This window comes from Methylobacterium iners, from assembly GCF_022179305.1.
GTDB classification, from domain to species: Bacteria; Pseudomonadota; Alphaproteobacteria; order Rhizobiales; family Beijerinckiaceae; genus Methylobacterium; species Methylobacterium iners.
On record NZ_BPQP01000065.1, the window covers coordinates 1 to 20,936 of the forward strand.

Annotated in this window: 19 protein-coding genes; 11 read left to right on the forward strand and 8 right to left on the reverse strand. The window is 64.2% G+C overall.

The annotated features are described in order from the left end of the window. The first annotated feature begins 247 nt into the window (after positions 1-247). Together MFF55_RS19165 and MFF55_RS27205 are read left to right on the forward strand one after the other, a co-directional pair. Positions 248-475, forward strand: a complete 228-nt coding sequence (locus tag MFF55_RS19165) for a hypothetical protein (protein ID WP_238245710.1) — start codon at positions 248-250, stop codon at positions 473-475. After that, positions 465-851 carry an HNH endonuclease signature motif containing protein gene (locus MFF55_RS27205; protein ID WP_373874841.1) on the forward strand — a complete coding sequence of 129 codons (387 nt, stop codon included), beginning with the start codon at positions 465-467 and terminating at the stop codon, positions 849-851. The genes MFF55_RS19165 and MFF55_RS27205 overlap by 11 nt, the downstream gene beginning before the upstream one ends. 258 nt (positions 852-1,109) lie before the next feature. Here the strand turns inward: MFF55_RS27205 and MFF55_RS19170 are convergent, their stop codons facing one another. The 4 genes from MFF55_RS19170 to MFF55_RS19185 all read right to left on the reverse strand — a co-directional run bounded on the left by MFF55_RS19170 (position 1,110) and on the right by MFF55_RS19185 (position 6,695). Then, positions 1,110-1,955: a hypothetical protein gene (locus MFF55_RS19170; RefSeq protein WP_238245711.1), complete on the reverse strand. Its 846-nt coding sequence runs from the start codon at positions 1,953-1,955 to the stop codon at positions 1,110-1,112. Then, a complete protein-coding gene (locus MFF55_RS19175; RefSeq protein ID WP_238245712.1) occupies positions 1,952-4,099 on the reverse strand; it encodes a glycosyltransferase in 2,148 nt (715 codons plus the stop codon). Before MFF55_RS19175 ends, MFF55_RS19170 begins: the two co-directional genes overlap by 4 nt. Continuing rightward, complete coding sequence (locus MFF55_RS19180; protein WP_306421464.1) at positions 4,096-5,832, reverse strand: glycosyltransferase; 1,737 nt, start codon at positions 5,830-5,832, stop codon at positions 4,096-4,098. The genes MFF55_RS19175 and MFF55_RS19180 overlap by 4 nt, the downstream gene beginning before the upstream one ends. 140 nt (positions 5,833-5,972) lie before the next feature. After that, positions 5,973-6,695: a hypothetical protein gene (locus tag MFF55_RS19185; RefSeq protein ID WP_238245714.1), complete on the reverse strand. Its 723-nt coding sequence runs from the start codon at positions 6,693-6,695 to the stop codon at positions 5,973-5,975. 359 nt (positions 6,696-7,054) lie between these two features. Between MFF55_RS19185 and MFF55_RS19190 the strand changes: the two genes are divergently transcribed. From MFF55_RS19190 to gspM, 3 genes are read left to right on the forward strand one after another with little or no spacing between them, the layout of a single operon-like run. Then, a complete protein-coding gene (locus tag MFF55_RS19190) occupies positions 7,055-8,731 on the forward strand; it encodes a GspE/PulE family protein (protein WP_238245715.1) in 1,677 nt (558 codons plus the stop codon). A gap of 31 nt (positions 8,732-8,762) precedes the next feature. Beyond that, positions 8,763-9,830, forward strand: coding sequence for a PilN domain-containing protein (locus MFF55_RS19195; protein WP_238245716.1), 1,068 nt, complete (start codon positions 8,763-8,765; stop codon positions 9,828-9,830). Beyond that, positions 9,827-10,393 (forward strand): type II secretion system protein GspM, encoded by a 567-nt coding sequence (gspM, locus tag MFF55_RS19200; protein WP_238245717.1) that lies wholly within the window; start codon positions 9,827-9,829, stop codon positions 10,391-10,393. The genes MFF55_RS19195 and gspM overlap by 4 nt, the downstream gene beginning before the upstream one ends. Before the next feature lie 860 nt (positions 10,394-11,253). Here the strand turns inward: gspM and MFF55_RS19205 are convergent. Continuing rightward, the gene (locus MFF55_RS19205; RefSeq protein WP_238245718.1) at positions 11,254-12,147 is read right to left on the reverse strand and encodes a ferritin-like domain-containing protein; all 894 of its coding nucleotides are present in this window, start codon (positions 12,145-12,147) and stop codon (positions 11,254-11,256) included. 300 nt (positions 12,148-12,447) lie between these two features. Between MFF55_RS19205 and gspD the strand changes: the two genes are divergently transcribed. The 6 genes from gspD (at position 12,448) to MFF55_RS19235 (ending at position 18,754) form a co-directional block, all read left to right on the forward strand. Then, complete coding sequence (gene gspD / locus MFF55_RS19210; RefSeq protein WP_238245719.1) at positions 12,448-14,811, forward strand: type II secretion system secretin GspD; 2,364 nt, start codon at positions 12,448-12,450, stop codon at positions 14,809-14,811. Then, positions 14,811-15,431: a prepilin peptidase gene (locus tag MFF55_RS19215; RefSeq protein ID WP_238245720.1), complete on the forward strand. Its 621-nt coding sequence runs from the start codon at positions 14,811-14,813 to the stop codon at positions 15,429-15,431. Before gspD ends, MFF55_RS19215 begins: the two co-directional genes overlap by 1 nt. Further along, entirely contained in the window at positions 15,432-16,652 is a 1,221-nt protein-coding gene (locus MFF55_RS19220) for a type II secretion system F family protein (protein ID WP_238245721.1), read from the forward strand. A gap of 12 nt (positions 16,653-16,664) precedes the next feature. Then, complete coding sequence (gene gspG, locus MFF55_RS19225; protein WP_238245722.1) at positions 16,665-17,114, forward strand: type II secretion system major pseudopilin GspG; 450 nt, start codon at positions 16,665-16,667, stop codon at positions 17,112-17,114. Next, positions 17,095-17,607 (forward strand): prepilin-type N-terminal cleavage/methylation domain-containing protein, encoded by a 513-nt coding sequence (locus MFF55_RS19230; protein WP_283206769.1) that lies wholly within the window; start codon positions 17,095-17,097, stop codon positions 17,605-17,607. Before gspG ends, MFF55_RS19230 begins: the two co-directional genes overlap by 20 nt. Positions 17,608-17,680: 73 nt before the next feature. Beyond that, positions 17,681-18,754: a class I SAM-dependent methyltransferase gene (locus tag MFF55_RS19235; RefSeq protein WP_238245724.1), complete on the forward strand. Its 1,074-nt coding sequence runs from the start codon at positions 17,681-17,683 to the stop codon at positions 18,752-18,754. A 17-nt stretch (positions 18,755-18,771) separates the two neighbouring features. On the opposite strand, the gene MFF55_RS19240 is transcribed toward MFF55_RS19235, so the two are convergent. From MFF55_RS19240 to MFF55_RS19250, 3 genes are all read right to left on the reverse strand, one after another. Beyond that, entirely contained in the window at positions 18,772-19,641 is an 870-nt protein-coding gene (locus MFF55_RS19240; protein ID WP_238245725.1) for a type II secretion system minor pseudopilin, read from the reverse strand. A gap of 1 nt (position 19,642) precedes the next feature. After that, on the reverse strand, positions 19,643-20,329 hold the full coding sequence (locus MFF55_RS19245; RefSeq protein ID WP_238245726.1) for a PulJ/GspJ family protein: 687 nt from the start codon (positions 20,327-20,329) through the stop codon (positions 19,643-19,645). 97 nt (positions 20,330-20,426) lie between these two features. Further along, on the reverse strand, positions 20,427-20,897 hold the full coding sequence (locus MFF55_RS19250; protein WP_283206770.1) for a GspH/FimT family pseudopilin: 471 nt from the start codon (positions 20,895-20,897) through the stop codon (positions 20,427-20,429). Positions 20,898-20,936: the final 39 nt, after the last annotated feature.

Here is a 20,936-nt window from a genome sequence, read left to right on the forward strand (position 1 = left end):
CGTGAACGTCATGGAAGGCGGGGTCGGGATCTTAGAGAAGAATGTGGAAGTCTCCCCGACGATTTTGGCAAAACGCTCAAAGCCAAAGCCGGGCACCCAAGTGGTTGCTGCGTGACTGAGCAAGCCCAGGATTTCCGGGATAGCGCCGGCAGTTTTGAGCTCGCTTCCATAACGCGACCGGGTAGGCCGAAGTCGGTTTGATCCAGCCTTCTAAATTCATACCCACTAATCAAGTACGAGGCATCTCATGCCCAGACAGAAACCGCGCGAACGCGCGGCCGATCCCGCACGCGCCACCGTGGCCTCACTAGGACTGCAGGTGAAACTCGTGGCCTACGAGGACGACGCGGAACTCAGAGATCTCATCGAGCACTACGAACAGCTTCTCTGTGACTGGGAGAGCTTGTCTTACCGTGCGCTAAGAACCCTTGCTGACCGTCCCTTTCATCTGAGGGAGGACCGTAATGGCTTTTGACCTCCCTGAAGACGTAGGGACGACGCGTCGTCTGTCGCTATCGCGCCGACGTCGGCTTCAAGCCTGGGAGCGGACCGGTGGTACCTGCGTGGTATGCGACCGCCGCATTGATGGCGTCCGTGAACGGTGGATTGTTGAGCATATCCGGGCGCTTGAACTCGGTGGAGCCGACGAGATCGAGAACATGGGTCCAGCCCATGAATTATGCGGGCGTGAGAAGACGCGGCTCGATCACGCAAAAGCTGCCCAGGCTAAGCGCAGAAAGATGCGTCACCTTGGCGTTGTCAAGTCATTCAATCCCTTGCCTGGCTCACGCACCAGCCACTTTAAACGAAAGCTTAACGGGACTGTTTTGCGACGCGAGCCCACACTTTAGAGTTTGGGTTCGCGGGTTGAACTTGACGCCGAGCCTAAGCGGAAATGAGGGCACGCTTTAACGTTGTTCGCCCACACCCGGGTTTGGGCTACCACCCGCCTGCGCGAGCGGTTGCCACCTCGCCAACTCAACCGAGCGGCTCAGGACCGCCCGCTCAGCTCGCCATCGTCACGCAACTAACGATCCGCTAGTTTCGAAGCCGGGTAACTGATTGGGGGGTCGGCCGTTGCCACCTTGCTGGAAGAAGCTGCGCGACGTCTAAATGCGAAGCGTGCCATTCGGAAGAGTCGACATGACACGTGGTGTGCTCGGTCGAACGTCCCACACCACGGCTTGCGTGTATCGTACGATCCGCTTGCCATCGTCGGCGATGGGGTAAACGTAGCAATGGTCGAGTGCCAGGATGAGACTCGGCACTCCGCCACCCCGTACAGGGTCGGCATTTAGAGTAAGAACAACGGTATCCTGCACGCCCGTCGAAAAACGAGTGATGACCTCTGCGACCCCGTCCACTGCATCAAAATCCAGGCTGATCGATACGCGCAACCGGAGGATCGGCTCCGCTGTCGATCCATTTGGCGGAGAACGTAGCAGGGCGAGGCTGAACTGATGCACCCCCTGGGCTGGCAGCATCCAGTGATGCGCGGACGGAATGCCGGCCAGAGCGACTATCGCGCGTGGCAGGAGCGTTGATTGATCGGCAATGCGCCGCTCCGGCCGACCATGCTCACGATAATGCTGAAGGGGGTTCGCCTTGTTCGCGGCGACGTCCGGGTACCGTCCGAGATAACTGAACGTGCTGAACTGCGGGTGCGGATCGAGGCCCATCGCCGCGCCGATTTCGATGTAGTGGCGCAGCGGGTTGCCACGCGTCTTGATCTGGGTCCGGTAGAAGGCCGTGTCGAAGTTGTCGTTAGGGTCGTAACCACGGCGCCCACCGACGAGGATGTAGTGGAGGTACGGATCGAGCCAGGAAGCCGCCGCATCGGGATGGGTCTTCAAGTAATAGGCTGTGTCGAAGAGTTTCGGCACCCGGCCAAATACGAGCCGGCGCAACATACCCGTGAGTCTACGGTTCAGGTGCGGCGCAGCGATATTGGTCATGCGAAGGTCGACGCCTCGCAGATGCGGCGAAGTTGTTCGCGATAGGTATCCGGCGCGCACTCCTCGCGGATACGTGTCAGTCCCGCATCCTGCACGCGTCGCCAGAGATCGGGCGTCTCATGAAGGCGAATGAGGCCTTCAGCGAAGGCAATCGGATCAAGCCAATCGCAACTTTCGAAGCCTTCGCCCTCCTCCCAGCCGATCTGCGCGGCAAGGATGGGCGTGAGGAAACACGGCAGCCCGTGCCGCACTGCCTCATGGACCTTGTGTGGAATGCCCGCCGCGAACCGCGTTGGAGCGAGACAGACGCGAGCCGCATCGAAGAAGGGCTCCGCGTCAGCGACACGACCCATCACTGTGACGCCGGGCCGCTGATAGCGTGCCCGGATTGCCGGCGTGATGCTGCCGACAATGCAGAGGGTCGCATCGGGCATTCGCGTGCGCAGCCGCAGCCATACCTCGTCGAATAACCAGTCCAGCGAGTCGACGTTCGGCTGTCCCTCCGCGGACAGCGCGCCGATGAACAGGTAACCTCGCCGCGACGCGAAGTCCGGGGGAGTGGTCTCCCGCGGCGCCATGGCATGGCCGAGAACCGTCGCATTGACCCGGGTGTAGTTGGCGAGAAGCCGCGCCTCAGCTTGCGATACACAGACCACCTGATCGGCGATCGCGTAATGCCGCGTTTCGGATATAGCCTTCTCGGCGAGATCCGCCGCAATGCCGAAGCCGTCTTCCGCGACCGCCGCGACGAAGGCGCGTGACGCGAACAGCGCCTCGGAGTCGAATACGACCCGGGTTTTGGCGAAGGTTCGTGGGCTCGACCCTGCATCCTGCAGGGTCTGCACAACGAGACCGATGTTGTGCGGCCGGCTAACCCAGAGCACGTCGAAATAGCTGGGCCGCTCGACGATCAGCCGTTCGAGACCGTCGCGACCGTCGGCGGTCAAGATCTCGACCCGCGCGTCGATGTCGCGACAACGCTGAGCCTGCTCGGCATCCGCGCGATAGATCGGATAGAGCGTCACGGCATAGCCGAGCCGAGCTAACGTGTTGACGATGTGGTTGGCACGCGGGTAGCCGGCGCCCATGTCGAGATGAGGCACGGTGTCATCGATAAACAGAACGCGCAATGCCCAGGGGTCTTGGTCCCGCGCGGCAAAACCATGCCGCGATGGTCCCTGACGGAACAGCCATGTGCGATGCCGGTCCAGGAACAGCGCCCGATTGCGGTCGAGTAGCCTCTCGACGTCGGCGCGCTTGGCGCTGGTGGCATTCTCGAAATGCACCGCGGTCGCGCGGGCCTGATATATCACGCGCCGTCCTGCCTGGTGGCAACGCACGCAGAGGTCGGTGTCCTCGAAGTATGCGGGCGCGTAGGCGTCGTCGAAACCGTCGAGCGCTTGGAATAGCGCTCGCTCAATCATCAGCACGGCGCCTGAGACGTAGCCCGCATCGCGTGTGAAGCTGGCTTCCGGCGCGAATGGGTCTGGTACGCCCCTGAAATTGGGATGCGTGACCTGCGCGTCGTCGCGGAAGGTGGCTCCGGCTTCCTGCAAGATGCCTCCGGGGAAGACCAGGCGTGCGCCGACGATCCCCACATGGTCGAGTTCGCTGAAGGTTCTGGCCATCACGCGTAGTGCGCCTGGCATTAAGTCGACATCGGGGTTCAAAAACAAAAGGAAGCGGCCACGGGCCCTCTCCGCGCCGGCGTTACAAGCTGGTCCGAACCCGACATTCGCGTCGTTCCGAATGATCGTCGCACCGTCGACGTGATCGAACAGGACACGGGTCTCCGGCGCCGAGGCGTTGTCGACGACGATGACTTCGAAGGGCAACCCCGCAAGCGCCTGCTGCGCCGCGAGGCGCCAGAGCGTAAGGGCCAGGACGTGGCGGGCATTGAGCGAGACGATAACGATAGAAACGAGCGGCGCGTCTTCCGCGCGAAAGGCGATCCGCACGTCGTTGAGGAATAGGGCATCCCAGATGAGGCGCGCTTCGGCGACCACGACCCGTCGGCCGATTCCTGCATCAATGGCGTCGAAGGGCTCGGCCTCGGATGAATTGTTTTGAGACGCATCACCCTCGGCGGCATCTTCCTGAGCCGTGCCGACCTTGAGGTCATTGGTGACGGACATCTCGCTCATGATCCGATGTTCTCGCCGTCGCGCGCATTCACGATCACGATCCGGCCGATCATATCGTCGGTAAGGAACAGCACGGTCCCGTCCGCAGAAAGGTGGTTGGAAGCAGCGCTGGAGAAATGGACCGCCGCCGGCACTGGGGTGAGGTCCGTGCGTTCTGCGTCGAAGGCGTAGCCCGGCGATAAGCTCAGCGGGGCGATCCCATCGACAGTCAGTTCGTGAGCGCGGTCCGTGGCCGCCTCGATCAGAAAGGCAGCGACGGCACGGGAAGCGGTGAGCAGGTAGCTCGGCAGAACGAGCGCCAGATCGAAACTGCTCGCATTTCCGCCGATGCGCCTTGCATGCGTCGTCCAGTCAGGCTGGACATCGCGGAACGCGCGTGCTGCGGACTCGCGAACCTCCCGCGGCAGCCGCTTCTCACGAATCCATTCCGGTGAAAAGGCGACGTGTAGGGCACCCACAGACGAAATCGTCGCCGAAGGCGGCTGGGACTCGGCGTACCAGCGCCGGCGCTCCGGGGCGTATCTAGCGGCGCGGGCCGCCTCCTCGCCAAGGCGCTCGGTCGCGAGAAGTCGGCCGAGGCCGGGATCGTCCATGACCACGCAGCCGGCCGAACGAATGCAGGTCGGCCAAGTTTGTATCATTCGCTCCGGGGGCGAGACGACCGCGCGCCTCGAGCCGGCATAAGGGCGGCTTGGAACGGCGGCTCGGATCAAGTCACCGAGCTCGGCCTCCGATCGATGTGCGGTCGCGTTGAAGCGGGCAAACAGCGTGGCGCAAGCCTCGGTCAAGGCCGCGATCCCGGTCGCATCTGCCTGGAGCGACAGGATCGTCGCCTTGACCTCACGCACGCCAGCACATCGATGAGCGGACACCTCGGCGCCGAACCCCTCGAAGGCGAGTTCGGTGCCGACAACCGGAACGCCGTAGGACAGCGCTTCGCCAACCTTCATCTTAAGGCCGCTGCCCATCAGCATCGGCGCCACGATTACATCGGTTTCGCGATAAAAATCGGAAAGATGGTCGATGTAGCCGAGCAGCTGGACGCCCGGCAGATCGAGGCCGCCGAGTGCGTTGCAGATCTCCCCCGCGATCCGCAGTTGCGGTCTGTCCGAGGTCCAGCCGGCCGCCCATTCATGGGCGAACTTGCTGATCGAGAATAGGTTGGGGTCGTTGCCGTGCCCGACGAATCCAATCCGCGCAATCCGGCTTGGGGCCGCGAACGGGGCATTGACCGGAAAGGCTGGCGGCAGCAGCAGCACCGGCCGGTTCGTCAGGGAAGCGAAATAGGCCGCCTCCTCCGACTGGATCGCCAGCACCACGTCGGCACGATCGAGCGCCAAGGCCTCGCTCCGACGGTCGGTGTAGAAGAAGTTGGGCTCGGCGCGGAACGGACGATACTGCAATTGCCGGTCGGCGAAGCGGTCGTGCGTGTCGATGAGCTTCAGCATCCCCGGCGCCTGCTCCAGGCAGCGCGACAGGAAGACGTAGTTGACGAGGATCGCCACCGTGTCGGGATGCTCGGCGGCATACCACGCTACGAAACGGTCGAGCGTTCCCGAGGCCCATTCGTCGATCCCGAAGGCAGGGGAGCGGGTCTTGAGCGGGATCGTGTCCTCCGCCTCGATAAGGAACGTACGCTGGAAGGCCGCTTTCATTGTGGCGAAATCGGTCGGTGGATGCTGGCCGAAACGCCGATAGATCTGATCTTCGTGAGCGAAATAGGCAAAATCCACGGCAAAGCCCATCCGCTGCAAAGCCGAGCAGGTCATAGCAAGCCGACGCCGGTTCCCAGCGCTGGCTGGGGCTGCAGGCATCGGCGCTACGACAAGTACCGTCGGTGCCGTCTCTCGCCCTGCGGTAGGCAACTCAGCCATTACGCAGCAATCTTAGGGACACGGACCGCACGAAAACGTCTGTGACCAATGAGGATCGCGCGGGCAGGAGGGAAAGTTTCGGGTCCCCAGACTGGTTCGAGGTCGAGATCCATCAGCGGGTTCGGCGAGAAGGTCAGGCGCGCTGCCGCGACGCGAGCGCAGCGTGTTCCGACATCGGATTCGAAAAGAATAAAATTCGGCACGTCCACGCCCGACAGCGTGCAGGATGAGCCAGTGTCATTTGAAATGGTAAGATCCAGCCCTTTCGTTGGCTCTGGAAGGAAATGAAGGTCCGGCAAAAGCAGGGTAATGGGGTCAGCAAGGGCCGCGACATTTGCGTCTGCAATCGAAGACAACACGGCGCGGGCGGCGACGGCGCGCTCACCTGAGGACAGGTGGCTCGCACCTTCAGCCGGACCCGTCGCGATGGCGATGTCGCGAAAATGCGTCCTGAGAACGAGCTCCGTCCCGTTCGCAATAGCAGTCGCGGCGGCCGCGCTACGGGGCCGTACCAGCAAGAGGCAGGTCGGCTGATGCGCCGGCGCTTTCATGCCGGTGAAAGCCCAGGTCGCAAGTTCCACGTCCACCGGGGAGATCACCGCGAGCGGGATGGGCATTGAGGTCGGAAGACGAAAGCTGCAGAAGGCCCAATCGGACCCGATGCGAGAAGTACGGCCGACGAGCAGGGGGCAGGACCCTTCACGCGCGATCAAGGCGGTCATCGACTTCCTGCCGGAGAATGACATCGTCACGCATCGTCGCCCGTTCAGTGGATCTCATTCGCGCTTTGAGGTTCTCGATCGCTTCAGAACGGCCGCGCCGGGCCGGCCTCCATGCCAGGGACGCGGGTTGGTAGCCCTGTGGTCATTGACAGACAAGCCCGGCTGAGGCCGCACGTCAGCCTTCAGGGAAGCGATCAGCCGGTATCGATCAAAGGTGTGTTCTTGGACAAACCTCGGATGTCGCTAAGAGGACACAGCGAGCGGTTTTGCCGGAACTTCACCATCTCCTTCGCTCGCGAACTGAGCAATGCGTATAGACTTCAACATTCCAGATCCGTCGCGGCATGGGAGGGCGACGCATGCTGACAGATGCTCAAGCGACAGCTGTAACGGGCGAAACGCTCGCCGAATTTCTCCGGCGACGTCGCGGGCTCACAACGGTACTTCCCTCAGCCCGTGCCAACGGGGGAGCAGCCGAGGCCATTTGGCGCGAGGGGACAGTCTCCGCCGTCGATCTCGCTGATGCGGTAGCGGCTTACCATGGCGTCCCACGGGCAGATCGCGACGCGATCGCCGCCCTGCCGCACGCGCTCGCCGACCTCTCCCGCGACTTCCTGCGTGAGGCCTACCTTTACCCGGTCAAGCGGGACGAGCGGCCGTTGCTGGCAGTCGCCGATCCTGGCTATCTCGAACCGATTCGAGCCGTAAGCCTCGCCCTTGGTGGCCCGGTCCCCCTCGTCGTGCTCTCCTTCGAGGAAATCGACGAGTTGTTCGAGCGCAGCCGCCCGGTCGATGTGCCCCGCGACAAGGCCGAGGCATCGTCGGACTACGCCCTGTCGGACGACATCGAAACCCTTCAGGATCTCGCGCGCGGCGCCCCCATCGTTCGCGTGATTGACGGGTTGTTGGAGCGCGCGATCCAGGCTGGTGCGACCGATATCCATATCGAGACGGGCCGCGAGGAGCTCAAGGTCCGGTTCCGTGTCGACGGACACCTCCGCGCGCAGCAGACCATGCCGCGCCACATGGCAGCAGCGGTGATCTCGCGCGTCAAGATTCTTGCCAGCCTCGACATCGCCGAGCGCCGCCTGCCGCAGGATGGGCGTACCAACGTCAAGGTTGGCAACACCGAAGCGGATCTGCGCGTCGCGATCATGCCGACGCTCTATGGCGAGACGGCAGTGCTGCGCATCCTGCTCAAGGACACGCGGCTTCTCGACTTCAAGCGCGTCGGCCTGTCCGATCGTGACCGGGACGCAGTGGTCGCGTTGTTGGCCGAGCCGCACGGCATCATCATCGTCACCGGTCCTACGGGAAGCGGCAAGACCACAACACTCGCGACCGCAATCTCGCTTCTGAACGATCCGGCGCGAAAGATTGTCACCGTCGAGGACCCGGTCGAGTATCAGCTTCCGGGCATCCATCAGACTCAGATCAAGCCGGCGATCGGGCTGACCTTCGCCACTGCCCTTCGCTCGTTCCTGCGCCATGACCCCGACGTGATCATGGTCGGCGAGATGCGCGACCGCGAGACGGCGGCAATCGGCATCCAAGCCGCGCTCACCGGCCATCTGGTGCTGACGACGCTCCACACCAACAGTGCCGTCGATGCGGTGGTGCGCCTCGTCGATATGGGTATCGAGCCGTATCTCATCGCCTCCAGCCTGCGCGGCGTGATCGGCCAACGCCTCGTCCGTCGATTGTGCGAACGCTGCCGCGTTCCCGATCCGAAGAGCCAGGGCATCGCCCAGGACATTCTCGCGCGCCGAGGCGGCGTCGGGGCGATGGGTCAGGCCTTTCATCGCGCGGTCGGCTGTGCCCATTGTAACGAGAGCGGCTATCGCGGACGTGTCGGCGTTTTCGAAGCGATGGCCGTCAATGATGATTTGCGCGTGCTGATTCGAGGCCAGCCTGATCCCCGAGTGATTCTGCAGGCGGCGCGCAGTGCCGGTATGACCACGATGCTCGACGACGGGATCGAGAAGGCGAGCCGCGGGCTCACCTCCCTTGACGAGGTTTTGCGGATCTCGGGATGACGAGAAACGAAGGCGGAAGGGAAGTTCGGGCGTGCTGAATATCACGGTCCCGGCACGATCGGCAGCAACGGCGATACGCGACGTGGGCGCAGCGTTGCTCGACGCCTTCGTCTCGAGTGTCCGCCCGCTCGTCGCCCGCACGGCGATGACGGCGCGTCACGTGGCGGTCATCACGCCGGACGGGCTTGTGCTGTATGCGCTGCGGAAGGGCGGAATCGGCGAAGGATTTCAACTTGCCACCGGCGCTCGGGCACCCGATGCGTTCCGCTCGGGCGAAGTGCAGTTGAGGCTGCCGCCCGAGCTGTTCCTGACGCGGACGCTTCGCCTCCCCGACGCCGGGCGCAGCTATCTCGAGCCGATTATCGCACACCGGCTTGAGCGGCTTACGCCGTGGCGGGCCGACAAGGTGCTCTATGGCTACAGCGTCGTCGATGGAGTGTCCGAGGACGGGACCATCGGCGTGGAACTGCTGGCAACCTCGATCGATCTCGCCTCACCCCACATCGCACGGCTGGAGGCGGCGGGCCTCAGCGTCACCTCTCTGGGAAGCGCGGCCGAGCCGCTCGATGCGCCCTTGCGGTTCGACCTGTACAAGGACCGAGCGCAGGCCACCGACGGACGGTTGCGTTCAGGGACTGGTCGATACCTTGCAATCATCCTCGCAGTCCTTGCGGCCGCTTGCCTCGTCAGCACCGTTCTCGCAACCTCCGCCGAGGCCGACCTGCAGGATACGGAACAGCGCCTCGCGACGCTCCGTAGCAAGCTTGCCTCCCGGGACGGCGGGACCTCGCGCGAGCGGACGTTGATCGAGGCGAAGCGCCCGGACAGCGCGACAATCGTGCTGATCGATAAACTGAGCAAGGCTCTGCCCGATGGAACGGTCCTGCGCGAACTTGACATCGATCCGACCCGGATCCGCCTCGTCGGACGTTCGACGGACGCACCCGCGCTGATCGAACGCCTGGAGGCTGAAGCTGGCTTGAAGAACCTCCGCTTTGCCGCCCCTGTGATCCGGGATGCGGACAAGCGGGACGCGTTTGATCTCATCGCAACGAGGAGCGATGCCACAGGAACCGATGGGTCGAGGAGATCGCGATGACGCTCTCGCAGGCCCAAAACGCACGCTGGTTCGGGCCGCTCGCCGTAGCGCTCGTCATCGGCACCCCCCTTCTGCTCCTGTCGGTGATGATCGCCAATCTCCTGCGCTGGTCGGAAGCCGCCGCGGCGACGGACGCGACTGCCGGCCATCTTGCTCAGGTTGAAGCGCGCGTTCGCACCGAGGCTGGCCGACCGGCGCCGACGCGGGGTGACCTCTCGACCATCTACCTTACCGCTGGCACCGACAGCCTCGCGCATGCTGAGTTGCAGCAGCGGCTTGTCATCCTCGTCGAACGTGCGGGTGGCCGGCTGATCGAGGTTCGCGGTGATGAAGCGCCGGATGCGACGTCGCCACGTAGTATCCTGCTGCGGCTGAGCCTCGATATTGGCAACGAGGGGCTGTTCGATCTGCTTCTCGCGCTTGAGGCTGGCCTTCCGCTTCTGACCGTCGAAGCCGTCAACATCCGACCTGTTTCAGGTCGGAACGCGAACAGCGAGGAGGCCGACCCGACGCTTCGCGTTGCCCTGGCCGTCCGCGGCCATCGTAGGGGGGACACCCAGTGAGTCGCCCGCTCCCTTGCTCAATCCGACGTGCCAATGGTTGGAGTGTCGCGCTGGCGCTGCTCCTGCTTGGATCCGCAATCAATCGCCCAGGGGCGCAAGTTGCTGATGGCGCGCCTCCTCCTGTCCGCACGGCCGCAGCGTCGGAACCTGCAAAGGCTACAAACCTGAACCCCCTGGGCGCTCTGGATCCCGCCGCGCTGAATGGGTTCAAAGGGCGACCACTCTTTGCACCCTCAAGACGGCCTCCGCCGCCACGCCAAGCCGTCCTTGCAGTACCAATACCGATACCGGTGGAAGTGCCGCCGCCGGATCTGCGTCTCGTTGGCGTCATCGCGGGGGCCGACAGGGCTGTTGCGATCCTGCGTCGGCAGGCGGGCGGCCCTGCGCTAAACCTAAAGGTCGGGGACACAGTTGACGCGTGGCGGGTTGATGCGATCGGTCCAGACCGCGTGAGTCTGCGCAACGGCAACCGGGAGAAGACTTACCGGCTGTTCAGCGTCGGAGGCCTGCCGAGCCAGCAGCCTGCCTCCCGCATCTCCAATCTCCCGCAACTCAGCAATTCGGGTACCCGCTAGCTTCGCGCGCTCAACGCTTCGCGACGCGAGAGGCTGATGAGCGGACCACCCTGCACGAAACTCGAGAACGCCCTCTCAAGCCGAGTGGCTTGGGGGCTGTAGGGTCTCGACCATCGGCGACAAAAAGAGGGAAACGGCGCTGTTCGACACCTGACAGGTGTTAAACAGCGCCAAGGTGTGAGCTAACCCACCCTCCATGATCACTTGACCAAGGAGAAGGCGCTATCGCTCTGTCGGCTCGCATATACTATCTGCGAGCCGACCCTCCGCTTCGCTTGGGAAGCACTAGCGCAGACGCCCGTTGAGGCCGCCCGGGATGAAGCCGCCCGGGCTCTGCGTGGTGTTCAAGTAGACGATGTTGAGCACCTGACCTGGGGTCCGTGCAAAGGCGAGGCCGTTGCGGTCAGTAGGCACCAAGTTGGCATCGCCCCGATTGAAGCCCGGCGTTGCGGACTGAAGCCCGTCAATGCCCTGGTCAAGATCTGAGGCCCCGTCGAGCGAGTCGCGAGCGTTGGAGATCGCATCGGCTTGAGCGATCAGACCACGAGCGAACAGCGTCGTCCGGATAATGCCAGCGTGGTAGGCTTCAACCGCCAAAATGCTGGCGGCCGCGGCAAGGATACCCTTATCCCGAATAAGGGGGGCAGCGCCGAGATACGCGGTGACGCCAACGTCCTCGAAGATGAACGAGGCGAGCAGGAAGTTGTTGTCGTTGGCATAGGCGTCAAAGCGGTCGCTCGGGCCGATCAGTCCGGCGGCGCGAGCGGCCGCCGTGAAGGCGAAGTCGATGTCGAGCCGCGGGCGGCTGACGGCGGCGCTGCCCAGCGCCGCGCGCAGGGTGCGAACGTGTGCTTCTTCGTCGGCCGCGATCTCGAAGGCGTAACGGCGGACGTTCGCATCGCTAAAGGGAACGGCGCGACCGCCACCGTTGACGGCACCAACAGCACCGACGCCCTGGATGTCGCCTGCCTTCAGGCCCGAGCCGTTCACGGCGTTCAGGTAGAACTCGGCCTCGAGGTACTCGAGGTTGAGCGCGAAGTTCACGATGTCGGCGTCGGTTACGTCCGGCGCGACTTGAGCCTGAGCCGAAGTACCGGTTGCGCCGAGAATGGCCGTGCCGGCGAGGCCGAGACCGAGCGTCTGCAGGAAGGCGCGGCGGCCCTTCTCCAGGTTGATCACGCTCGTGCCGGGCTCGAGGCCCGAAACCTCGCTCTCGTTGGCCGTCTGCTTATTGGTCATGATTCACTCCCTCCGACGGACCTGCAGTTTTAAATCGCAGCGTCGGCGGGCAACTTAGCCTTATGGTGATTCGCGACAATGACAGTTCTCCTAAAATAACCTTACCGTTTCGGCATTTTCTTCGAACGTGTTTGATTAGGCACACTCAGTTGAGAAAGCTGTAAAGTGACGCCCATTCCGGTGGGCAGACGGAAGAATGAAGGATACGTTAACGCAGCGCCGGGATCGGAAAAATCTCCTATGTCTTTGATGCGGCTGTCTTTTGCTGTGATCTGCTCCGCAGGACTTTTCGGCAGCGCCGCTTTTGGTCGTGATGCGGGGCCGCCGCGCGCCAGCCTGACCGGTCCGGAAACCGAGGTGGATTTGTCGGCGCGCCCCTTGCGAAGGCTTGCCGCCGGCAAGCCTTCCAACGACGCCGTGGTCGGGCCTGATCGCAGCGAGGGTCGGACCTTCAATTTCAAGCCCGAGGATATCGAATCGACGGCTGCACTCGGCGCAGAGCCTCAGGAGATCGGCGCGCCGACATCGGAGTCCGGGAGCTATCGGCTCAACTTCGAGCGGGCTGAGGTCAAAGATGTCGTCCACGCAATCCTAAATGACACCCTCGGCTTGAATTATACGATGGCCGCGGACGTAGCCGGGCTGATCACGATTTCCTCGCCGCGGCCGATGAGCCGGGTCGAACTCCTGGCGGCCCTGGAGACGGTGCTGACGGGCCAGGGCTACACCATGACCCGCAACGCCGCCGGGTACCGGATCACTGCGGCCGCCACTAGCATCGGCAATGTCAGCTTCGGCAATGCGCAGGCGCCGGGCTACGGCGTGTCGGTGGTCCCGCTGCGTTACGTCTCGGCCGCTGTAATGTCGAAGCTCGTCTCAGGCTTCGTCACGGAGGCCGACGGGCTGCGCTTCGATACGGGCCGCAACACCATCATCGTGAAGGGCCCCGGCTCACGGCGGCAGGAGGCGGTGAGCGCCATCCTCGCCTTCGATGCGGATTGGATGCGTGGGCAATCGGTGAGCCTGTTTGAATTGCGTCGGGCCCGGCCCGAGACGGTGGTCGCGGAGCTGACACAGCTCTTCGATACTGGAGAGAATGGAGCGAGTTCCGGCCTGATCCAATTTAAGCCGATCGCGCGCCTCCGCGCCGTTATGGCAATGTCGAAGAATCCGTCGCTGATCCGTCGGGCCGAAACCTTCGTGCGCAAGCTTGACGGCACCGTCGAAGCCGCCGAGGAAACGGTATTCATCTACAAGGCCCGTTACCGCGACGCGAAGGAGCTCGCTCGCATTATCAACGGCCTCTTTGGGACAGGGAATTCGAGCCTGAACACGAATACGGGGCCGCAGGGCGCCGGGCTTGGAGGTCTCAACGGTTCGGGTCAGGGGCAGGGCCGGAACTTCGGCGGTGGCAACCAGGGTGGTCTGAATGGCGGCAACTCCGGCTACGGCGGCGGCCTCGGACAGGGCAACTCGGGGAGCCAGAACAACGGCGGCCAGCAGAATAACGGAGCCGACCTGCTGCGGGCACGCTTCGCTTCCGCTTACGGCGACGCCGTTCCGAACAACGGCATGGCCGACGGGGGCTCGCCAACGGCGCTAGGAGCTAGCAGCGATAGCCTCGACTTCACGCGGCGCGGCAACGGCGCGCGCCGGGTTTCGGTCAGCGCTGATCAAGCGAACAACTCGGTCGTCACCTACGCCGACGGCGAGACCTACCGTAAGATCAACGCAGCTTTGCGCCAACTCGACGCGACACCGGTCCAGGTTGCCGTCAACGTGACGATTGCTGAGGTGACGCTTACCGACCAGCTTAAGTACGGCGTGCAGTACTTCCTCGACTCGCAAAGCCTCGGCCTCGGTAAGAACAAGGGCTCGATCGGCCTCTTGAGCGCAGCCGCAGCCACGGCAGGCGGTGCGAGCAACCTGCTGAGCCCCGCGGCCGGCGGCGGCTTCAACTTTCTCGTCGGCGGCTATTCCGGCCCGGACATTGTGCTCTCGGCCCTCGACGGCTTCACCGACGTCAAAATCCTGTCGTCACCCTCGCTTGTGGTGCTCGAGAATCAACCGGCCTCGCTCCAAGTTGGCGACTCGGTGCCGATCACCACGACGCAAGCTCAGGGTATCACGGTGCCCGGAGCGCCGCTGGTCAGCCAAGTCGAGTTTCGCGACACGGGAATTATCCTGAACGTGATCCCGCGCATCGGACAGAACGATGCCGTGACGATGCAAATCGAGCAGGAAATTTCGGCCGTGGTCGGGGCCTCGAACACCCTGACGCCGACGATTTCGAAGCGGCGGGTGGCGAGCACCATCTCGGTGGCGAACGGCCAGACGGTGCTCCTTGCAGGCCTGATCAGCGAGAAGCAGCAAGCGTCTCGTGACGGTATTCCCTTTCTGAACCGGTTGCCCAATGTCGGCGATCTCTTCAGCTCCGTCGACAATGGCGCTCAGCGGACAGAACTGGTGGTGTTCATTCGTCCTGTGGTGGTGCGCTCGGGGCGGGACGCTCAGCGGGTGGCGGAAGATTACCGCGGCAAGCTGCTTGACGCCGGCGCCCGCCGCGGCATCGCGCCCACCCGCCGCCCGGTCCATAAGCCCTAATGGGCGACGCCATGCTTGCCCAAGACATCGAAGCGAAGGGGATCGCCGGGCTGGTGCTCGGCGTCGGCTTGTTTGGCTCAGGGCTTGCCGCTTGGAACGGACCGGGGCTGACCGCGACCTGTGCCATCGCGCTCGCCTTGGCCGTCGTCGGCCTCCGGATTGTCTGGCAGGACCTGGCCGAGTTCACGATCTCCGATACTGCGTCGGTCGCCGTTGGATTGCTTGGCCTGACGGCCCGGATCGGGGACGGCGCCAGCACGGGCGATCCGGTCGCCGCGATCCTCGGGTTCGCGATACTTGACGCGGTCTGCTGCGGTGGAGTGCTCTTGGCTCTGCGCGAATGCTTCTACCGCCGTCGCGGCTATGACGGCGTTGGACTCGGCGATGTGAAGCTCGCCGCGGCTGGCGGAATCCTTCTCGGAACCGTCGGGCTGTCTTGGGCAATCCTCGGCGCTAGTCTGGCCGGCCTTGCCATCGTCGCCACAGTGAGAATTTTGCCGTGGGCTTCGCAGGTCGTGCGGGTGACCGACCGGATTGCATTCGGCGCCGTCCTCGCGCCGTTTTTGTGGGCGACGTGGCTCGTCGGGCAGATCCAACCAGGCACGCTGGCGCGGTTCTGAATGTCGACCTTCGCCTATATGGCCCTTGATGCCAGCGGCCGCCTCCTGAAGGGGACGATGGAGGCTGAGGCGAGCAAAGAGGTTCTGGCTCACCTCGACCGCATCGGGTGTACGCCGATCTCGGTGAAGGCGCAGGCCAGTGGCGCGCCGTCGACGCGTCGCTCCCTCAGGGACCTGCTGACGCCGGACCCGCGCCCGGAGGACATTACCGGCCTCACTCTAGATCTCGCGATGCTGCTGAAGGGTGGCGTCGCGTTGACCGAGGCCCTGCAGATCCTCACGCAAATGGAAAGCCGCAGATGGCTGGTGCGGGTCCTGAAGGACCTGCATACCTCGCTCAGCCAGGGCAAGAGCCTGTCTGAGGCGATCGGCCAGCATCCAAAACTCTTTCCGCCCATCTACGTGAAGATGGTCGAGGTCGCCGAAACCTCGGGGCGGCTCGAAGAGGCGCTGAGCGGGCTCGCCGCGGAGCGCCAACGGGGCGAGCGCCTTCGCAAGCGCTTCATCTCGGCGATCTCCTATCCCTGCTTCCTCGTCGTTGCAGCAGTCGGTGTCTTGTTCTTCATTCTGATCTACCTGATCCCGAAATTCGAGATCGCGCTGCAGGGGTTTCGCGACAAGATTGATCCTTCCGCCCTGGTGGTGTTCGAGCTATCGGGGTTCCTAAACCGCAACCTCGATCTTGTGGTGCTGTCGCTCGCTTGCCTCGTCGGCGCGGCCGTGCTGCTGAATCGGGTGGGGCAGCAGCGAGGGCTTTGGCTCACCCTGCTCGCGCGCCTACCGTTCAGCCGTGCGGTGCTTGCCAACGAACTCACCGTCACCTTCTGCCGGACGCTCGCGATCCTGGTGCGCAACCGCGTCGATATCTCGACGGCCTTGCGACTGATCCGCGGCGTGGTGCGTCTTCCGGGTGCTGGTCCCGAGATCGATCGCGTCATCGCCGACGTGCGCCAGGGCCAGCGCCTCTCCGAGACTTTGTCGCGGCGCAAGCTCTTTCCACGACACGTGGTGCAGATGCTCCGCGTCGGCGAGGAATCTGGCGATCTCGCTGACAGTGCGAGCCGCGTTGCCGTGTTCTACGAGGCCAAACTTGATGCCGCACTGAGCCGCGTCATCGCGGTGGTGGGGCCAGCCGTCATGGTCTTGGTCAGCCTCCTAATCGCCTGGCTCATTATCTCTGTGATGACCGCGCTAATGAGCATCAATGATCTTCTGGTCTAAGGTTTCGTTCCGATGATCGCCTTCCTGCGTTCTCCTTCTCACCGGTCCAGCTGCGCCAGGCGTGACACGAAAGGTGGGTTTACTCTCGTCGAGCTGCTTGTCGTGCTGGTGATCCTCGGCCTTGTGATGGGGCTCGCCGGCCCACGCGTGCTTGGGTACCTGTCGAGTTCGCGCGACAAGGCCGCTAAGCTTCAGATCGAGTCCTTCGCCGCGGCGCTCGACCTATTCTATCTCGACAACGGCCGCTACCCATCGACGAGCGAAGGCCTGCAATCCCTGGTGCAGCGCCCGCCCGCCGCCGAAAACTGGAGCGGCCCTTACCTCAAGCAAGGCAGCGTGCCTCCAGACCCTTGGGGTCGCCCGTACGAGTACAGGACGCCGGGCAAAACCGCGCCGTACGCTATCTTGTCCCTCGGTGCTGAGGGGGTGAAGGGTGGCGCCAATGTCATCGGCAAAGAATGATCCTCAAACACGACGCTCGCATCCATCGCGTCGGGAATGCGGTTCGGCCGGTTTCACGCTGATCGAGGCCTTGGCAGCCTTCGCGATCGTGGCGGTTCTGAGCCTCGTAGTGCAGAGGAGCGTGGTCCAATCCCGCCTTGGTCTCGTCGCCGTCGAGGATCGTCTCGGGGCCGAGCGCGTCATGCGCTCGCTCCTGGCTGAGCCGGTCCGGCTGAGGGACGTGGGCGATGGCGGTCGAACGGGGACCCTGGACGGCTATCGCTACGCGATCCGGCTCTCCGCGCTCGAGGTGCCGCTGCCGGAGGCGGAACGCGGCGATGGCGGCAGGTGCCCGCCATCAACCGGTGGCTGTGACGCGGGGGCCGGTGCCGAGGACCCATCGCAGCGGGTCCGCTGGCAGCCTCTGCGGCAAGACATCGAGGTCGTGACCCATCGCGGCGTTTCATTGACTCTCGAAACCATCCGGCTTGGGCCGACGCCGCCAATCCAATAAAGGCTGGTCTGCCCTCGATGAGTGGGATGACCGCGGCGCGCAATTCCTGCGCGGGTGTCAAAGGATAAGCGACGTGAGGCACATCGGCGGTCTGCTGAAGCGATTCTCCCGCGCGCGAGACCGCGCGCAGGATCAGTCTTCCCTCGATCCGGCGACAAGGCTCCTCTCAGCATCTCCCCTCCCCGCGGCCTCTCCGGCACCTGCGCCGATCGTCGAGGGCGAGACGACGTGGCGGCAGGTCCTCGATCCCGACTGGGACGCGAAGCGCAGGGTCCTCGACTGGAAGGGCCTGCCGCAGGTCCACAACTACGTCGCTCAGCTGATGACGGGCCGCAACCTTGCTGAGCGCGGCATGTGGCTCGACTGGACCCTCGACCGCCACCTTACGCCCCTACGGCAGCGGCTCGGTCGCGACCTCAGCCTGGCCTCCTTCGGGTGCGGGCCGGGCGGGATCGAGGAGGCCATCCTGCGCGACGGCGGCTGGCCTCTCAGGAAGATCACGCTCTACGAATACGACGAAGCCCTGCTTCAGGATGCGCAGCGCAAGATCCAGGTCTTCCCTATTGAATCCGAGTTTCTCGCCTTCGACTTCAACCACCCGCCAGCCGTCGACCGGAGCTTCGACGTGGTGTTCTTCTGCCACGCGCTCCACCACTGCTCCGATCTCGAACGCTTCCTCCCCTTCCTCAACCGGATCGTTTCTCCCGGCGGCCTGATCCTCGGCCTCGACTATTTCGGTCCGCCGCGCCTGCAAATGGACCGGGAGGCACGCCAGCTCGCCGACGAAATCTTCGCCTCTCTCCCTGAGCACCTGCGCGTGAACTTGAAGGCGGAGCGGGCGGGTCAGGTCGACGAGCGCCTGACGCTGCCAACGATCCAGTCGGTCGCCTCATACGATCCGAGCGAGGCGCCGCGCAGCGCGGACCTTCGCTCGATGCTCTTCTCAGCCTTCGACGTGGTGGAGGTCCTGCCCATGGGCGGAACTCTCTTGCGCAACCTGCTCGCCGACCGCGCCGGAAATTTTCAAAGTGAGAGCGATCACGCGATCCTCGACCTCATAATGATGATCGAGCGGTTGGCAATCGAGACTCGTGTGATCGCCTCGGACGACCTCTACTTCGTGGTGAAGCCCACCGACCGGATCTGAACGAAGCCGCCTGCGTCTCACCTCTGCCAGGCGGTGACGTAGTAGGGTGCCTCGCGCGTCGGGGCGCGGGTCAGGGTCACGACGACGCTGCGTGTAGCCGATCCGACGCTGATCGCCGTTACCCGGACCCGGAAGGCAGCGCCGCGCACCGTGGTGAGCAGCGTGTGCTGCTTGGGCAGGAGCGCCTTAAGCTGATCCGCGACCGTGGCGCTCGGGCTGTTGCGAAGAGCGAGAATCCGAGCGGCCAGGCTCGGCGTCATCTCAGGCAGCGCCATCAGGACTGCTGTGGAGGCTTCCAGGGCGTTCACACGGCCCTGCACGTTTTCGACGGTGAGCAGCGGTGCGATGGCCGCGACGTCGTCCTCCGACACACCGGCGAGCCAGCGCAACTCGGCGACCTTGCGGAACCCGTCCTTGCCGCGGCCCACGGGCTTGGCCGCCAAGTTAATCCTTGCCGGATCGACGTTCGGCGGCGGTTTGTCCTCGTAGCGGTCGCGCCATTGCACGACGCGGGCGGCGAACTCATCCGGCTTCAAGCTCGTCAGCCCTGCCGCCTGGTAGGCGCCGGCGAGCAAAATGGGATCAGACCAGTTCAGGTCGATGCGCCCAGATTCATCTTCGGCCGTGACGATGATCACTCCGCTGTCGAGAGTAATCCGCTGCTCGCGGATGCGGGAGACCGGCAGCTTCAGGTCGAACAGTTCGTAGGCCGCCACATCAATCCCAGCGCGCAACAAGCCCTCAAGCCTCAGGTCGTCGGCCGTGCTCCGGACCCCGACGAGGGCTGATCGCACAAGGAGAGCCGTCCCTCCGGTGAGGCTCAAGAGCAGCGCCATGATACCGAGCACGGCGACGAGGACGAACCCATCCCGGCGACCGCCGCGCATATCAGCGTGCCCCGCGCGCGGCGGTTGCGTCAGGGAGGGGCGCACCGGCCTCGCCCTGGCCCTCGCCGGCCTGATCGTCGACACGGCTGCAGAAGGCCTTCCGCGGTACGGCGCAGCCCGGCTCTGCCTCGATCCTCAGGGGAACACGCAGGCTCGACAGAGTGCTGCCGCTCGCCGGATCGGTGAAGGCAATGCGCACGGCCACCGGCATCGCGTCGCTGATGGGCCAATCGTCGAGCACGAGTTCCGGACCGCCCGCGCTCACGGCGCCGACATACGCGAAGCGGACCCGGGCCGGTCCGGCATAGAGGGACCGCGCCGGTCCGAAATCTAGGGTGGAGGCGTCACGATCGAGCGGCGACAGGGGCGCCTCGGCGCGAAAGACGCTGCCGCCGTCCCTCGTCTCGGAGCTTTGAAGAAGCACCGCCGCGGTCTGCCCTAAACGATCGGCGTCGAGGCGATCGAGGGCGAGCAGCACCCGGTTGGGCGATCCGGTAAAGACGAAGCCCCGTGGCCCTGGACCAGCCCACCGGGCGCGGGCTACCGTCTCGAGATCGCGTGACATGGCAGCGAGACCCCGGGTAGCGGCGTCCACGCGGTCAGTCTGCTGCGCCGTGAGATCAGCCTGCCGCGACATCAATCCCAGCAAGGAGCCCACGCCGACGAGGATCACTGCGCCGATCGCCATCGTCGAGAGGGCTTCGGTCAGCAGAAACCCCGCCGTTCTCGACTCAGCGGCAAGTCCATTACGCGGGCTCTTGTCGTGCCTCGGCCTTAGACCTGCCCTACTCATCACGGGTGGCGCCCCTCTCGAGGTCGACCGCGCCAGTGAGCGGGTTCACGCGAACCGCAAGGATGCCAGCCCGATCAGCGCGCATCAGGAAGATCTCGCCTCCCGACGCGCTGCCATCGGGCAAGAAACGGACGCCGTCGAGTGCCGCGCCAGACACGCGCAGGAAGAGGGTTGTTGGGATGACGACCTCACCGTTGTTGGCGCTCGAACGCAGCCTGCCATTGACCAGGTCAACAAGAGTGGTGACCGGCCGGCCACTCCGAAGCGCCTCATCGCGATCGGCTCGCAGCATCGCCACAACCTCGAACCCTTTGATCCGCAGGCTGGTCGCACCGCCCGAGAAGGACACGCGCGGCAATGCAAGAACCGCGATCAAGCTGATAATCGCAAGCACGAGTGTCATCTCGACCAAGGTGAACCCGGCGTCATCCGGTCTGCGGCAGGCGGCACGTGCGCGTATCATGCTGCGTGAGAAAACCTGCCTTTGGGCCGAGACGGCCTT